The sequence below is a fragment of the Streptomyces sp. NPDC058683 genome (genome assembly GCF_042716195.1).
Taxonomy (GTDB): Bacteria; Actinomycetota; Actinomycetes; order Streptomycetales; family Streptomycetaceae; genus Streptomyces.
Window position 1 is genome coordinate 51,906 of record NZ_JBHXSK010000052.1, and the last position, 14,092, is coordinate 65,997.

Here is a 14,092-nt window from a genome sequence, read left to right on the forward strand (position 1 = left end):
GCTGACGCCGACGGGATGGTCGTGACGTGTACACATCAAATGTATAGTCCCTCCATGATCGACAACCCCCCTCCACTCGGCCTCCACAGACCCGGTACGCGTCAACGGCGGCATCGTGCGGCGGACCTCGGCGTCCGCATCCGGCGAAATGCCGGTGCCTGATGTCGACTGCCCTTCACCCGGGAGAGTCGGGCGCCACGACCACCGGCAAGTCGCCGCGCGTCGGGCGACGGTGGGACTGGCCCTTGCTGGTGGTCTGCGCCGTGTCCGCACTCGTGGTGGGTCTGTTGTCGCCCGCCGACACCTCGCAGGAGGCATGGGGCCTGGCCGCCGCACTTGGTTACGGATGTGCCGCACTGGTCGCGGCGAGGTCGTCCGCGCCGTGGGCACCGGCCCCCGCCGTGGTCGCGGTCGTCGGTGCGGTCGTCGTGCCCCTGCTGTACCTGACGGTGATCAGCAAGGAGCAGATGGAGGTCGGCGTCGTGGAACGGGCGGCCGACCTGCTGTTCACCTCCGGAAGCCCGTACCGCTCCACACCGCACGTGGTGCGGGACTTCAATCCCTACCTCCCCGGCATGGCGCTCTTCGGCATACCGCACATGCTGTTCGGTGACACGCCGTTCACCAGCGCCCGGTTGTGGTTCCTCGTCGGTTTCCTGGCGGCCGTAGCGGGCGCGGTACGGGTGCTGACCAACGGCCGGGACGCGGACGCCGGCCGGGCCGGCACCGCGCGCGGGGTCGCCGGCAGGACGGGCGTGCTGTGGCTGATCGCCTGTCCCGTCGTCGCGCTGCCGCTCACCATCGGTGGTGTGGACCCGCCGGTCATCGGACTGCTCTGCCTGGCCCTGGCCTTCACCCAGCGAGGCGATGCCGGCCGGGCCGGGCTGGCCCTGGGCGCGGCGGCCGCGCTGAAGTGGACCGCCTGGCCTGCTATTCCGGTGCTCGTCGTCGTGCTGGCGGTGCGCGGCGGGCGGCGTGCTGCGCTCAGGTGCGCGGCGGGAGCGGTGGGGATCGCGCTGTGCACCGCCCTGCCCGTGGCCCTGGCGAACAGCGGTGCCTTCTACCGCAACGTCGTTCTCTACCCGTTGGGTTTCGGCCCCGTCGCATCGTCCGCGCAGAGCCCGTTGCTGGGGCATCTGATCGTTGTCCTGGTCCCGCACGGCGAGGCGGTCACGGTGGCGCTCATCGCGCTGAGCGCCGCGGGTGTGGGCCTCTCGCTCCTGATCCGCCCGCCGCGAGGCGCCGTGGCCGGTGCCGACCGGCTGGCACTCGGTCTGGCCCTGGCGATAGTGCTGTCCCCGGCGACCCGTATCGGCTACGCCATCTATCCGGTCGTCCTGCTGACCTGGCCCCGCTTCGCCGCCGCCCTGTCGGCGGGCGTGCCCGACGGGCGGCCGCACGGGCCGGACCGAGCGGCCGGCCAGCGGGTCCGGCCCGCCCCGTCAAGCGGAAGCTGAAGAAGATCCAGCACCGGAACCGGGGCGGAATGCTGCCCTCCGTGTAACGCCGTTGCAAGATCCAAAAAATGGTGTGATCATGACAATCGCGGGGGCGCTTTATCAAGCCTTCGCAGTCAACTATCGGTGGCGGGACAGCATGGTTGGGGCCGCAGCGGGGCAACGCTGCGGCCCCACCCCCGTCATCGCTCTGCACATCAGGAGGAGACAGTGATGACGGAGCACACTCAGCCCGCAAGACGGACGCGGAACACCATAGCGCGCGTCGTCGCGCTCACGGGCGTGGCGATCGCGGCCGTCGCCCTGGCCGCGCCGTCTGCGTTGGCGAGCGGCACGAGCGCCAAACTCAACGGTTGTTACTCCACCTGGGGGAGCACCGGATCGGTGGGGCACTGCGTCTCCGTGACGAAGACCGGCCAGTACAAGAACCGCGGCGTGTGCACCTTCGGCAACGAGGACTCGCTCTGGACGTACTTCGGGGCCGGGGAGTCGAACTCGAAGTGGGGCGGGGTCGAGTGCACGTTTGACATCGAATCGTCCTACATCATGTACACGTCCTGACATACCTCGGCAGGCAGAGGTGATGTGACCGGGTGCCGCCCTCTGGCGGCACCCGGTCGCGCACGTGAAAGGAACGACGTGGAACCGATCGCTTCGCTGTCGGGAATCGCGCAGGGCTACGGCCGGCACCAGGTGATCAGCGGACTCGACTGGGAACTCCCCGTGGGGGTCTACGGACTTCTGGGTCCCAACGGTGCGGGAAAGACAACGCTTCTCCGCACTCTCGCCACGGTCGCGCCTCCTCAGGAGGGGACTCTGGAGATCTGCGGCAGAAAGGTGCACTCCGAGCGGTCGGCCAGGGCGGCTCGCCCTGCGATCGGCTACCTGCCCCAGGAATTCGGATATTACCCGTCCTTTTCGGTCTACGATTTCGTCAGATACAGCGCGTGGCTGCGTGGGGTTCCCAACGGTGAGGCCCACGGCGCGGCTCTGAAGGCAATCGCGTCCGTCCTGCTCGACGGACGGGCGCAGGCCCAGATGAAATCTCTCTCGGGTGGCATGCTGCGGCGCGCAGGCATTGCCGCGGCAATCGTCGGCTCGCCGCGACTGCTGCTCCTGGACGAGCCGACCGTCGGCCTGGACCCGGCACAGCGCCTGGAGTTCCGCGAGCTGATCAGATCGTTGACGGATGCGGCGATCGTCCTGAGCACACATCTCGTCGAGGACGTGGCGGCAGTCTGCGACCAGGTCGTCGTCATGCAGTCCGGAAGGTTCCTCTTCCGCGGCACCCCCGACGCCCTTGCGGAGAACGCCCGATCGGGAGTGGCCGGCGACAGCCCGTTGGAACGCGGATACATGGCGGCCTTGTCGGGGCAGGGGGCGCTTTCCTGATGCGCGTCCTCTTGACGGAGTTGCGGCGCTCTCCCCTGCGCTGGTGGTTCCCCGTCCTCGTCGCCCTGGACGTGGCGGTTCTCTTCGGCCGCGCCCAATGGTGGATCGGCGTCTGGCCGCAGGCCAGTGCGGCGGCCCAGGTACCCGCCTTCTATCTCGGCCCGTTCCTGGCGGCCTACGCCGCTTGGGCCTCCGGCCGAATCCATCGACTCGGCTTCGAGGACCAGCACACCGCGGGTACCCGGCCCAGGTGGCAGGTCGAGGGAGTGCACATCGCGGCGGTCGCCGTCTACGGCGGCGGCGCCTACGCCGTGGGTGCCGCGGTTGCGGTGGCGGTCAGTTACGACGACGCCGGACCCGGATTCCTGTGGCCCAGTTACCTGCTGCTGGGGGCGGCACTCATCGTCCTGTGCATCGCCGTCGGCCACATCGCGGGGCGGTGGTTCCCGTCCGCTTTCGCCACCCCGGTCATCTGCGGGCTGGCCTGCTTCGTGGTGGTGACGATGAACGGCGGCCCCATGAAGGCCGGCCTGTTCGTACTCTCCGGCGGTCCTGCCGTGGAAGTGACTCCGGAGCGTCTTGCCGTTCGATGGGGTCTGGCGCTCTCCGCGGTGGTCGTCGCCGTTCTCACGCCACGGACGTTGCCCGGCTACACCGGCGGACGGGGGAAGGTGATCGCCAGGCTGCCGGCCATCGGCAGTTCCGTGCTGGCCGTCGCATGCCTGGCTGGCGTGGTCACGGCAGGACCGGTGCAGACGGCGCGAGCGAATCCGAGCGGTCAGATGTGCACGCGTACCGAGCCGAAGATCTGCGTATGGCCCGAAGAGCGTATGTACATGCCGCGGCTTGAGGCGATGGCAGAGCGCGTGTCCGGACTTCCTTCCGTCATCAAATCCCCCTCGGTGTTCTACGAGGAAGGGCTGAGGGGCGGCAAGGGCCAGGACACCGACTTCTCGATCTTCGAGGGATCCATGTGGGAGGTGGCCGACAGCATGTCCATCGCCGTCTCCCGGGAGTCCACTCCGCGCTATTGCCAGGCGGCGACCAGCGCCGCCGAAGACCGCCGCACGATGGCGTACTTCGAGCTCGACTCGTGGCTCGCAGCCCGGATCTCGGGTGCCGGGCAGCCGTCCGACATCCACGGCGGGCCGCCCGGGGTCGACCAGAAGGCGATCGCAAGGCTGATCAAGCAGTCCGGGCCGGCACAGGAGGCCTGGGCGAAGAAGCGGATCAAGGTGATCGAGGGTACGCGCTGTGCTTGATCTCCGTGAGTCCTGGACCCGCTACCTGCAGGCTCATCGCTTCCGCGGAATCGTCGTGGGCTGGGCTGTGGTGATCGCCTGCGATGTGGCGTTCGGGTCGGCCCGGCTCGATTTCCCCTTCAGCGGCAGCGGATCCTCCGCGACCCCGCTGCGGCATGAGGTTCCCCTCGCCCTGGCTGTGCTCGCCGTAGGCGGCCTCGGCAGTGCCATGGACTCCCTGGAGGAGGCGGCGGCGAGGGGGTTCCGGCGGGTCGAGATCTCCTTCCTGGTCGGGGCCGTCTCGGTGGCGGCGGTGCTGCTCGTCGCGGCAGAGGCGTTCGTGAGCCCCGTGGAGACGGTTCTGCTGCTCCTGAGAGGCCTGCTGATCTGGGCCGGGCTCGCCCTGCTGTCCGGGCGGGCATGGGGATGGCGATTTTCCTGGATCCTTCCGCTGGCCACTCTGTTCCCCCTGACGTACTGGCAGGTCGACGGCCTGGGACGGTTCCGATGGTGGGACTGGACCGATCAGCCCGGATACTCGATTCCCTGCTGGGGCATCGCGATCGGCAGCCTGCTGGTGGGCGGGGGCGCGATGGCGCTGACTCCCTGGCGCGTCAGCCGGTTGTGGCGCCTATTCCAGCGGAGCGGCTAGCCGGCAGGGGAATTACCTGCGTTGTACGTGATTCTCGAATTGTGCATGCGTCCGCTCAATGGACACACTGCAGGGGTGCCCCGAGTCGGGACACCCCTGCGGTGCTTATCTCGTGTTGCTTCTTATGAGTCGACCTTGAAGTTGATCCAGGACCGGTTGGCGGAGAACGTGCACTCCGCGTAGCCCCAAGTGTCGTGGGAGGAGCCGGAGTGGAACAGGTACCAGATCGACGAGTCTCCGCCGAAGCTGCAGTCGACCTCGTTCTGGAAGTCACCGGTACGCGTCACCGACTGGCAGTGTCCGTTGGACCCCGTGTTGCCCCAGGTGGAGTAACAGCCGTACGTAGTGGGGCTCGTGCCGCTGGCCAGCGCTGTCGGGGCGGCCACGGTGACGGCCGCCACGGCCAGGCCCGCCATCGCGAACGCTCGCGCCATCGTCTTGCGTGCCCGCGTCGCGGATTGAGTGAGCTCCGCCATATTCGTTTCTCCTGATGTGTGGGCCGACGGCGGGGCGGGATAGCGGCGTTGCCCCGCCGTAACCCCAACCGGTATTCCGCTGCCGGTGGTTGACTGAAAGGCGTGAGCGGTGGAACGCTCGCGCCAACTGTCATGATCGCATCAAGGTATTCCATTGCGCAACGACCATGGTGCGAAGCATCCGGATATCGATCCGGAACGGTAGGTGTTCTGGCCGCCGATCTCGGTGCGAGTTCCTTTACGGCGAGACATCATCACGACAAAGCACGTCAGCCGGAATGGGGCGTTCCGCGAACCTGGTCGTGCCCTTGTCTGAGCGGAGCAGACCCGTTGTGCGGCGCCCGGGTGCCGCGCCGCTACCGCATTTAGTTTCAGGCGATACCGTATTGGTTGAAGTAGTCTGGCCCCATGGCCGCCGACCTTCCTGCCCGAACCACCGCCTCGCGTGCGACGGATCGCCCCGGGGACACCTCGCCGTTCGCTCTCGGCCTGCTTCTGCGCCGGGCGCACTGGCACGCGGCCGCGGTGATGGGGGAGGCGCTGCGGCCGTTCGGCATCGAGCTGCGGCACTTCGCGGTGCTGATCGTGCTCGTCAATCAGGGGCCCACGGTGCAGCGGGACCTGGCGGCGGCGACGGGGACGGACAAGGCCGGCATCATGCGGGTCGTGGATGACCTGGAACGGAAGGGCCTGGCCGTACGGAAGGCCGTTCCGGGGGACCGGCGGGTCCGGGAGGTGGAGATCACGCCTCAGGGACTGGAACTCTTCGACGCCGTCCATGTGGCGGCGGAGCCGCTCGCCGGACGCCTTGCCGCCGAACTGGGTTCCGACGAGGTGGAGCAGCTGAGGGATCTGCTGACCCGGTTTGCCCATCCCGCGGACGACGAGGGATAAGCGCCCCGGCGCCCGCCTGATCTCGGGCGACCCCTGGGACGAGCCCGAGTGCGGTCCGCCTCCGGTGCGCAGCGCCACGACGCACTCGGTGTCCCGCGCGAGGACCTGGAGGCCAGTCAGCGGGCCGCCTCCGCCTGAGCCGCCCCCGATGGTCCGACGTCGGCATGTCGTGCCGCGGCGGTGTGCCGAAGGGCTGCACAGCTGTCCGCAGATGGCGTGGGCGAAGTTCCACCGGACCGTCGCGGAGGTCCTGTCGCCCCCGGACGAACTCGTCCTCTTCTGCGGCATGTCGATCGGGCACGAGGACGTCACGGTGGACTACTCCCGTACGGGCCGGGCGCCGCTCGGCGAGACGGTCACGTTCGTCGACGGCCTCTGACGCCGCCGCCCCTCCGTGGCCGACGAGGGGACGGTTCGTTGCCCCGCCCACGTAACCATTCGGATGTCATATTTCTGTACATAACCCCTGCGAAAGGCATGCCATGAAGATCGCAGTCATCGGCGGTACCGGACTGATCGGATCGCAGGTCGTCAAGGATCTGACCGCCGCCGGGCACGAGGCCGTACCGCACTCGAAGTCCACCGGCGTCGACATCATCGGCGGCCGGGGACTGGACGAGGCACTGGCGGGAGCCGACGTCGTCGTCAACCTGACGAACTCCCCGACCTTCGACGAGGCCTCCCCGGCCTTCTTCCAGACCTCGATGGACAACCTCCTGGCCGCGGCCCGCAAGACCGGCACAGGCCACGTCGTCATCCTCTCGATCGTCGGCGTGGACCAGGTGCCGGAGCTGGACTACTACCGGGCCAAGACGCTCCAGGAGCACCTGCTCGCGGACGGGCGGGTCCCCTACTCGATCGTCCGGGCGACGCAGTTCATGGAGTTCATGGACGCCGTCATGTCCTGGACCTCCGACGCCGACACCGTCCGGCTGCCCGCCACGCCCATCCAGCCCATCGCCGCCGGGGACGTGGCCGCGGCGGTCGCGGAGGTCGCCGCGGGCGCTCCGCTCAACGGCATCCGCAACATCGCCGGCCCCGACGTCTTCACCCTGGACGAGCTGGGCCGGCTCACGCTGTCCCGCAAGGGCGACAACCGCACCGTCGTCACCGACCCCACCGCCGGCATGTTCGCCGCGGTCAAGGGCGACGTCCTCACCGACGAGGACGCCCACCTCGCCCCTACCCACTACACCGACTGGCTCTCCTGATCCGCTCTCGCGCTCTGGGGCCCTCCCGGTGGAGGTGGTCGTCGAGAACGCGCGCCGGCTGGTCGCCACCGGGGGGCTCCTGCCGCCGGGTGTCGCTGCGCTCCCGTTGCCGGCACATCCGGCCCATCCGGCGCGGCCGTGCCGCCGGGGCCCAGCCCAGCCCGGCCCGGGTTCTCGGCCTGCTCTCCCGGTCCCGTATCTCAGCCCGCGTTGAGCTCCGTCAGCTCGCCGAGCGGCAGCGTGTGCTGGGTGTGCAGGACCTTCGCGCGCAGGTAGCGGACGTTGTGCGCGGTGCGGAAGACGCCGGTCGGGACGCGGTCGCGGACGGTGACACCGAGGCCGCGCAGCTGCTCCGCCTTGTCGGGGTTGTTGGAGAGCAGGTCGAGCTCGGTGACGCCGAGAGCGGCCAGCATCTGGGCGGCGGCGGTGTAGTCGCGGCCGTCCTCGGGGAGGCCGAGGGCGGCGTTCGCCTCGTAGGTGTCGAGGCCCTGGTCCTGGAGGGCGTAGGCGTCGAGCTTGTTGTAGAGGCCGATGCCGCGTCCCTCCTGGCGCAGGTAGAGCAGGATGCCGCCGCGCTCCGCGATGCGCTCGACGGCCTCGCGCAGCTGGGGTCCGCAGTCGCAGCGGGCCGAGCCGAAGACGTCGCCGGTCAGGCACTCGGAGTGCAGCCGGACCAGCGGGAGCGTGCCGGGGGCGGGATCGCCCAGGACGACGGCCACATGTTCCTGGCCGTCGGTGAGGCCATGGAAAGTGACGACTTCGGCGTCGACGCTGTAGCCGTCGGTGAAACGCAGCGGAACCCGGACGCGGGCGCGCTGGGTGGCGGCGGGGAAGTCGGGCATCGGGTTCTCCTGTGTCCGGGTGGAGGACGGTAGCGGCCTCTGCTTCAGATTTGAAGCAGATCCACGGCTGGAACCCTATCCATGTTTTAAATTTGAAGCAACAGGATTTCGCGGGAATATCCACGAGGTCTCACGGCGGGCCGAGGTCTTACGAGGAGCCGGAACACGGCGACGACCGCCGCCGCCAGGGAACCTCGTCGGAGGTCGGCCGCGGGGTCGTCGCGTCACCCTCCAGCGCCCGCGCGATCACCGAGCTGATCTCCTCCAGCTGCTCCACCTGCTCGTCGGAGAGGTGATCGAAGACCGCCGCCCGCACGGTCTCCACATGCCCCGGCGCCGTGCGCTCCAGCACCGCCATACCCTCGTCCGTCAGGATCGCGAAGCTGCTCCGCTTGTCCCACTGGCAGTCCTCGCGCCGGAGCAGCCCGTCCTTCTCCAGCCGCGTCACGGCGTACGTCAGCCGGCTCCGGGTGATCTTCGCCTTCTGGGCGAGGTCGGTCATGCGCAGCTTGCGCTCCGGCTCCTCGGAGAGGTTGGCGAGGATGCCGTAGTAAAGGTGCGGCATGCCGGCGTCCTGCTGGAGCTGCCGGTCGATCGCATCCTCCAGGAGGTTCGTCGCCGCCATGTAGGCGCGCCAGGCGCGCTGCTCCTTCGGCGTCAGCCAGCGAGTCGTCATGCGGCCAGTGTAGGTTTGTTTCAAACTTTAACCAAGCCTGCCCGTCGCCCTCGGGAGTGAGCACGTCCGATGCCGTACCCCTACGTCCTGCTGTCCGCCGCCGTCTCCCTCGACGGCTACCTCGACGACACCGGCCCCGACCGCCTGCTGCTCTCGTCCCCGGCCGACTTCGACCGCGTCGACGAGGTGCGGGCCTCCGTCGACGCGATCCTGATCGGCGCCGGCACCATCCGCGCGGACAACCCGCGGCTCCTGGTCAACGACGCCGGGCGGCGCGCGGCCCGGACCGCCGCGGGCAAGCCCGAGTACCCCCTCAAGGTCACGGTCACCGCGACCGGCGACCTCGACCCGGACGCGAAGTTCTGGCACACCGGCGGCGAGAAGGTCGTGTACACGACGGAGGCGGGCGCGGCGCGGATCCGCGGCCTCGGTATCGCCGCGGACGTCGTCTCCCTCGGCGCCGGTCTCGACTGGCCCGCGCTGCTGACGGACCTGCACGAGGAGCGGGCGGTCGGCCGGCTGATGGTCGAGGGCGGCGGCACCGTCCACACCCAGCTTCTCCAGCAGGGCCTGGCCGACGAACTCCAGCTGGTCCTGGCCCCGCTCTTCGTGGGCGACCCGAAGGCACCGCGCCTGTTCGGCCCGGGCGGGTACCAGGCCGGGCGGCTGCGGCTCCTGGAGAGCCGCCGTATCGAGGACGTCGTCCTGATGCGGTACGAGCCCACCGCGCCCGGCGCGGGTGCGGTGGCGTCCGCCGCGGACCGGCACTGGCTGCGCCTCGCCTGCGGGCTGGCGGCCGACTGCCCGCCCTCCCGGACCGCGTTCAGCGTCGGCGCGGTGGTGGTCGCGGCCGACGGCACGGAACTGGCCCGCGGCCACTCCCGGGAGGCCGGCGACTCCGTCGTCCACGCGGAGGAGGCGGCCCTGGCCAAGATCCCCCCGGCCGATCCCCGGCTGGCCACGGCCACCGTCTACACCAGCCTCGAACCCTGCACCCACCGCGCGTCCCGGCCGCGCCCCTGCGCCGAGCTGATCCTCCGGGCCGGGGTACGGCGGGTGGTGACGGCGTGGCGCGAGCCGGACACCTTCGTGGCGGCGGCCGACGGGACGGGGATGCTGCGGGAGGCGGGGGTGGCGGTGCTGGTGCTGGGCGAGTACGAGGACCTGGCGAAGACCCCGAACGCGCACCTGCTCGGCTGACCTCTCTTAACCCGTGTGACTCTCCCCCTTCCGATGGCGTATGCTGGTGTCACCGACGCGGGGTGGAGCAGCTCGGTAGCTCGCTGGGCTCATAACCCAGAGGTCGCAGGTTCAAATCCTGTCCCCGCTACTGAAGAATCAGGGCCGGAATCCAAGAACGAGGATTCCGGCCCTGAGTCATTTACCGTCACCTACCGGGTCATATCCCGGCACGTGTCCCTCATCACATCCGTCCGCACTCATCCGCCCGGCCCACACCGCTCGCCCCCGCACACTTGCAGCCGCAAACCTGGACGGACACGCATTGGACACCTGGGACATATGGGGAGTCGTACCGTGGCCCCTGGAGAGGCGCAGGAGGACGGGTCCGCAGCCGTCCGCACCCTGGCCCGCTTCCTGCCGGCCCTGCTGATCGTCGCCGGCGTCTGCTACGACATCCTCACCCCACAGGCCTTCACGGCGGTCCCGTTCTTCACGGCCGCCCCGCTGATCGCCGCGCCCCTCTCCTCGCTGCGCACCACCGTCCTGACCGGCCTCACGTCCTTCCTCGCCGCCTACGCCGTGCACGCCCGCTTCGGCTTCGGCCCGAACGTCGACACGGTCACCGAGGTCCTCACCGTGGTCACCGTCGCCGCCCTCGCCGTCGGCATCAACCGGGTCGTGCGCCTCGGCGACCAGCGCCTCGCCTCCGCCCGCGAGATCGCCGAGGCCGCCCAGCGGGCGGTCCTGCCCGAGCCCGCCGAGCGGATCGGCGGCTTCGAGATCGCGGCCCGCTACGAGGCGGCCCAGGAGGGCACCTTCATCGGCGGCGACCTGTACGCCGTCCAGGACACCCCGTACGGCGTACGGCTGATCGTCGGCGACGTCCGCGGCAAGGGCATGGGCGCGGTCGCCGCCGTCGCCGTGCTCATCGGCGCGTTCCGGGAGGCCGCCGAGCAGGAGGCCACGCTGGAGGCGGTGGCGGGGCGGCTGGAGCGGGCGCTGGCCCGCGAGGGCGTCCGGCGCGGCGGCCTCGAGGCGGTCGAGGGGTTCACCACCGCCGTACTCGTCGAACTCCCGCACGGCGACGGCGCGATCCGGGTCGTCAACCGCGGCCATCCGCCGCCCCTGCTGGTGTACGGCGACGGCGAGGTGCGCCCGGTACGGGTGCCCGAGGCCGCGCTGCCGCTCGGGATGGGCGAGTTGGGGGCCTGGCCGGACCGGGCCGCCGAGTACGCGTTCCCGAGCGGGGCCACGCTGCTGCTGTACACCGACGGCCTCTCCGAGGCGCGGGACGCGCACGGCCGGTTCTACGACCCCGAGCGGCGGCTGACCGGCCGTGTCGTCACCGCCCCCGGCGCGCTGCTGGCCCGGCTCGCGGCCGAGGTGCGCCGGCACACCGGCGGCGGCATGACGGACGACATGGCGCTGCTGGCCGTACGGCGGCCCTGAGCGCGATCACGCGGCCGTTCTGGGGATTGTCACCCTCGGTGCACGGACGACCGCCCTCCGCGTAACGGCTGAGTCACCATCAAAACGCCTGTGACTCCTGAGCTGGACAGAACGCAGGGTCAAGTCGACCGTTTTTGACCGTTCATGGCAGGTAAGTCCATGCTTTGAAAGCTTAATGATCAAGGAGAACAGCTTGGAATCTGACAGCCGGGTCTATTAACGTTCGATAACGCAGCGCGGTCGTCCCAGCCGTCACCCGCGACGGCTCCGCGCGCACGCGCCGAATCCCGCAAGGGAACCGGGGAACCACCACCTTGGGGTGAATCGCACGGCTGCCGCCGGGTACGAAACGGCCGGTATACGCGCGTAGGAGACCTTCCCGCTCCGAACCCGTCAGCTAACCCGGTAGGCAGCGGAAGGAAAGGAGTGCGCCCGCGTGGCGTCCAACCCGCCTGCTCCGACAGCTCCGTTCGTGCCCAGCCAGCGTCAACCCGAGACCTTCGGCTACGGCGGCTACCGCACCGACGAGGGCCCCTGGGAGGAGTGGAACCCCACCGAGGAGTCCCTCGCCCCGGTACGCGGCCGGCACCGGGTCGCCAAGCAGCGCGGCGGCGGGCTCGCCCGCAGCTCCACGGTCCTCGGCGTAGGCGTCATCGCCGCCGTCGGCGCGGGCGGCATGGCCAGCGCCAACACCGGCAAGCCGCCGGTCTCCATCTCGCTGCCCGACCTGCCGTCGTCCGTCGACTCCCTGCTCGGCGAGGACGGCGGCCACCAGGTCACCCAGACCGCGCTCAGCAGCGTCACCACGACGCCCGCCACCGACGCGGACTCCTCCGACTCCTCGGCCGACGCCGGTGAGGCGCTGCGCAGCCGGATCATCGCCCAGGCCGAGCAGCAGCAGACCCAGCTCGACGTCAAGGCCACCGCCAAGGCCGTGGCCGCCGCCGACAAGGCGGTCTCCGACGCGGAGGCCAAGGCGGAGAAGGCGGCGGCCGCCAAGGCCGCCGACGCCAAGGAGCAGGCACAGGCCGCCGAGAAGGCACAGGCCGAGCAGCAGCGGCTCGCCGCGCTGGCCAAGCAGTACACGCTGCCGGTCGTCTCCTACACGATCACCGGCACCTTCGGGCAGGCCGGCTCGATGTGGGCCTCCGGCTACCACACCGGCCTCGACTTCGCCGCTCCCACCGGCACGCTGATCAAGGCCGTGCACAGCGGCACCGTCACGGAGGCCGGCTGGGCCGGCTCGTACGGCTACCGCACCATCCTCACCCTCGACGACGGCACCGAGCTGTGGTTCTGTCACCAGTCCTCGATCGGCGTCAAGGTCGGCCAGAAGGTCGCCACCGGTGACGTCATCGGCCGCGTCGGCGCCACCGGCAACGTCACCGGCCCGCACCTCCACCTGGAGGTCCACCCCGGCGGTCAGGCCACCGGCATCGACCCGATGACCTGGCTGCGCGGCAAGGGCCTCAACCCCTGACGGACCCCACTGATCCCCGGCGGCCCTGACGACAACCCCCCGACGTCAGGGCTGCCGGTTCGGTGTACCCGCGGTACCCCGGTGCATTCCGCTTTTACGAGAACTTCGCGTTGCGTCGGCATGGGCGCACCGGCAGCCGGTGTTGAACTGAGGCATGACCCCTTCTTCCGGTTCTTCCGCTTCCCGTTCCCTCCGTAAGCTCGGCGCCTCCGACCTGGAGGTCTTTCCGCTCTGCCTGGGCGGCAACGTCTTCGGCTGGACCGCCGACGAGGCCGCCTCCTTCGCCGTCCTCGACGCGTACACGGCCGCCGGCGGCAACTTCGTGGACACCGCCGACTCGTACACGGCCTGGATCGAGGGCCACAAGGGCGGCGAGTCCGAGACCGTCATCGGCAAGTGGGTCAAGGCGCGCGGCAACCGCGACGACGTCGTGATCGCGACGAAGGTCAGCCAGCACCCCGACTACCCGGGCCTGTCGGGCGCCAACATCAAGGCCGCCGCCGACGCGTCCCTGCGCCGCCTGGACACCGACTACATCGACCTGTATTACACCCACTTCGACAAGCCCGAGATCCCGGTCGAGGAGATCATCGGCGCCCTGGACGAACTGGTGCGGGCGGGCAAGGTCCGGCACATCGCCGCGTCCAACATCACCGCCGAGCGGCTCCAGGAGTCCCTGGACCTCTCCGACCGCGAGGGCCTCGCCCGGTACGTCGCCCTCCAGCCCCACTACAACCTGGTCTCCCGCGACACCTACGAGGGCCCCCTCCAGGACCTGGCCTCCCGCACCGGCCTCGCGGCGGTCCCGTACTTCGCCCTGGCCGCCGGCTTCCTCACCGGCAAGTACCGCCCGGGCACGACGGTCGACAGCGCCCGCGCGGGCCGCGCGGCCCAGTACCTGGAGACCGAGCGGGGTCAGAAGGTGCTGACCGCCCTGGACGAGATCGCCGAGGCCCACTCCGCCCCGGTCCCCACGGTCGCCCTGGCCTGGCTGGCGGCCCAGCCCACCGTCACGGCCCCCATCGCCTCGGCCCGCGCCCTGGAACAGCTCCCGGCCCTGCTGGGCGTGGCGGACCTGGAGCTGACGGACCAGGAGCTGACCCGGCTCACGGCGGCCTCCGCCTGACGCCCGCTTTTCCC

General features: G+C 70.2%; 15 protein-coding genes, 1 tRNA gene and 1 riboswitch. Of the genes, 13 read left to right on the forward strand and 3 right to left on the reverse strand.

Annotated features, from left to right (window positions below; all coding sequences use genetic code 11):
* Positions 1-161: 161 nt before the first annotated feature.
* The 5 genes from ACFWXC_RS41500 to ACFWXC_RS41520 all read left to right on the forward strand — a co-directional run bounded on the left by ACFWXC_RS41500 (position 162) and on the right by ACFWXC_RS41520 (position 4,742).
* Positions 162-1,457 carry a glycosyltransferase 87 family protein gene (locus ACFWXC_RS41500; protein ID WP_384487401.1) on the forward strand — a complete coding sequence of 432 codons (1,296 nt, stop codon included), beginning with the start codon at positions 162-164 and terminating at the stop codon, positions 1,455-1,457.
* 213 nt (positions 1,458-1,670) lie between these two features.
* On the forward strand, positions 1,671-2,018 hold the full coding sequence (locus tag ACFWXC_RS41505; RefSeq protein WP_351744430.1) for a hypothetical protein: 348 nt from the start codon (positions 1,671-1,673) through the stop codon (positions 2,016-2,018).
* Between the two features lie 78 nt (positions 2,019-2,096).
* Positions 2,097-2,849: an ATP-binding cassette domain-containing protein gene (locus ACFWXC_RS41510; protein WP_351744427.1), complete on the forward strand. Its 753-nt coding sequence runs from the start codon at positions 2,097-2,099 to the stop codon at positions 2,847-2,849.
* Positions 2,849-4,111, forward strand: a complete 1,263-nt coding sequence (locus tag ACFWXC_RS41515) for an ABC transporter permease (protein ID WP_384487404.1) — start codon at positions 2,849-2,851, stop codon at positions 4,109-4,111. The genes ACFWXC_RS41510 and ACFWXC_RS41515 overlap by 1 nt, the downstream gene beginning before the upstream one ends.
* Complete coding sequence (locus tag ACFWXC_RS41520) at positions 4,104-4,742, forward strand: hypothetical protein (protein ID WP_384487406.1); 639 nt, start codon at positions 4,104-4,106, stop codon at positions 4,740-4,742. The genes ACFWXC_RS41515 and ACFWXC_RS41520 overlap by 8 nt, the downstream gene beginning before the upstream one ends.
* Positions 4,743-4,864: 122 nt before the next feature.
* Here ACFWXC_RS41520 and ACFWXC_RS41525 read toward each other — a convergent pair whose 3' ends face one another.
* Positions 4,865-5,218 (reverse strand): hypothetical protein, encoded by a 354-nt coding sequence (locus ACFWXC_RS41525; RefSeq protein WP_351744419.1) that lies wholly within the window; start codon positions 5,216-5,218, stop codon positions 4,865-4,867.
* A gap of 408 nt (positions 5,219-5,626) precedes the next feature.
* Here ACFWXC_RS41525 and ACFWXC_RS41530 point away from each other — a divergent pair, with 408 nt between their 5' ends.
* The 3 genes from ACFWXC_RS41530 to ACFWXC_RS41540 all read left to right on the forward strand — a co-directional run bounded on the left by ACFWXC_RS41530 (position 5,627) and on the right by ACFWXC_RS41540 (position 7,323).
* Positions 5,627-6,112 carry a MarR family winged helix-turn-helix transcriptional regulator gene (locus ACFWXC_RS41530; RefSeq protein WP_384487408.1) on the forward strand — a complete coding sequence of 162 codons (486 nt, stop codon included), beginning with the start codon at positions 5,627-5,629 and terminating at the stop codon, positions 6,110-6,112.
* 211 nt (positions 6,113-6,323) lie between these two features.
* Positions 6,324-6,491 carry a hypothetical protein gene (locus ACFWXC_RS41535; protein ID WP_384487410.1) on the forward strand — a complete coding sequence of 56 codons (168 nt, stop codon included), beginning with the start codon at positions 6,324-6,326 and terminating at the stop codon, positions 6,489-6,491.
* A gap of 103 nt (positions 6,492-6,594) precedes the next feature.
* Complete coding sequence (locus ACFWXC_RS41540; protein WP_384487412.1) at positions 6,595-7,323, forward strand: SDR family oxidoreductase; 729 nt, start codon at positions 6,595-6,597, stop codon at positions 7,321-7,323.
* Between the two features lie 200 nt (positions 7,324-7,523).
* Here ACFWXC_RS41540 and ribA read toward each other — a convergent pair whose 3' ends face one another.
* Both ribA and ACFWXC_RS41550 read right to left on the reverse strand, forming a co-directional pair.
* Complete coding sequence (gene ribA, locus ACFWXC_RS41545; protein WP_384487414.1) at positions 7,524-8,165, reverse strand: GTP cyclohydrolase II; 642 nt, start codon at positions 8,163-8,165, stop codon at positions 7,524-7,526.
* Positions 8,166-8,313: 148 nt separating this feature from the next.
* Positions 8,314-8,841 carry a MarR family winged helix-turn-helix transcriptional regulator gene (locus ACFWXC_RS41550; RefSeq protein WP_384487416.1) on the reverse strand — a complete coding sequence of 176 codons (528 nt, stop codon included), beginning with the start codon at positions 8,839-8,841 and terminating at the stop codon, positions 8,314-8,316.
* Positions 8,842-8,910: 69 nt separating this feature from the next.
* Here ACFWXC_RS41550 and ACFWXC_RS41555 point away from each other — a divergent pair, with 69 nt between their 5' ends.
* The 5 genes from ACFWXC_RS41555 to ACFWXC_RS41575 all read left to right on the forward strand — a co-directional run bounded on the left by ACFWXC_RS41555 (position 8,911) and on the right by ACFWXC_RS41575 (position 14,078).
* Positions 8,911-10,041 (forward strand): dihydrofolate reductase family protein, encoded by a 1,131-nt coding sequence (locus ACFWXC_RS41555; RefSeq protein ID WP_384487418.1) that lies wholly within the window; start codon positions 8,911-8,913, stop codon positions 10,039-10,041.
* A 56-nt stretch (positions 10,042-10,097) separates the two neighbouring features.
* Positions 10,098-10,171: transfer RNA gene (locus tag ACFWXC_RS41560), tRNA-Met, on the forward strand.
* 206 nt (positions 10,172-10,377) lie between these two features.
* The gene (locus tag ACFWXC_RS41565) at positions 10,378-11,472 is read left to right on the forward strand and encodes a PP2C family protein-serine/threonine phosphatase (protein ID WP_384487420.1); all 1,095 of its coding nucleotides are present in this window, start codon (positions 10,378-10,380) and stop codon (positions 11,470-11,472) included.
* A 268-nt stretch (positions 11,473-11,740) separates the two neighbouring features.
* Positions 11,741-11,901: riboswitch (cyclic di-AMP (ydaO/yuaA leader) on the forward strand.
* A 7-nt stretch (positions 11,902-11,908) separates the two neighbouring features.
* Positions 11,909-12,952 carry a M23 family metallopeptidase gene (locus ACFWXC_RS41570; RefSeq protein WP_384487422.1) on the forward strand — a complete coding sequence of 348 codons (1,044 nt, stop codon included), beginning with the start codon at positions 11,909-11,911 and terminating at the stop codon, positions 12,950-12,952.
* A 154-nt stretch (positions 12,953-13,106) separates the two neighbouring features.
* A complete protein-coding gene (locus ACFWXC_RS41575) occupies positions 13,107-14,078 on the forward strand; it encodes an aldo/keto reductase (RefSeq protein ID WP_384487423.1) in 972 nt (323 codons plus the stop codon).
* Positions 14,079-14,092 lie beyond the last annotated feature (14 nt).

Bases quoted from the DNA above. Each gene is read 5' to 3' on its own strand.
- ACFWXC_RS41500 (WP_384487401.1), top strand. From the start codon at position 162: ATGTCGACTGCCCTTCACCCGGGAGAGTCGGGCGCCACGACCACCGGC.
- ACFWXC_RS41535 (WP_384487410.1), top strand. From the start codon at position 6,324: ATGGCGTGGGCGAAGTTCCACCGGACCGTCGCGGAGGTCCTGTCGCCC.
- ACFWXC_RS41505 (WP_351744430.1), top strand. From the start codon at position 1,671: ATGACGGAGCACACTCAGCCCGCAAGACGGACGCGGAACACCATAGCG.
- ribA (WP_384487414.1), bottom strand. From the start codon at position 8,165: ATGCCCGACTTCCCCGCCGCCACCCAGCGCGCCCGCGTCCGGGTTCCG.
- ACFWXC_RS41575 (WP_384487423.1), top strand. From the start codon at position 13,107: ATGACCCCTTCTTCCGGTTCTTCCGCTTCCCGTTCCCTCCGTAAGCTC.
- ACFWXC_RS41540 (WP_384487412.1), top strand. From the start codon at position 6,595: ATGAAGATCGCAGTCATCGGCGGTACCGGACTGATCGGATCGCAGGTC.
- ACFWXC_RS41530 (WP_384487408.1), top strand. From the start codon at position 5,627: ATGGCCGCCGACCTTCCTGCCCGAACCACCGCCTCGCGTGCGACGGAT.
- ACFWXC_RS41525 (WP_351744419.1), bottom strand. From the start codon at position 5,218: ATGGCGGAGCTCACTCAATCCGCGACGCGGGCACGCAAGACGATGGCG.
- ACFWXC_RS41550 (WP_384487416.1), bottom strand. From the start codon at position 8,841: ATGACGACTCGCTGGCTGACGCCGAAGGAGCAGCGCGCCTGGCGCGCC.
- ACFWXC_RS41515 (WP_384487404.1), top strand. From the start codon at position 2,849: ATGCGCGTCCTCTTGACGGAGTTGCGGCGCTCTCCCCTGCGCTGGTGG.
- ACFWXC_RS41555 (WP_384487418.1), top strand. From the start codon at position 8,911: ATGCCGTACCCCTACGTCCTGCTGTCCGCCGCCGTCTCCCTCGACGGC.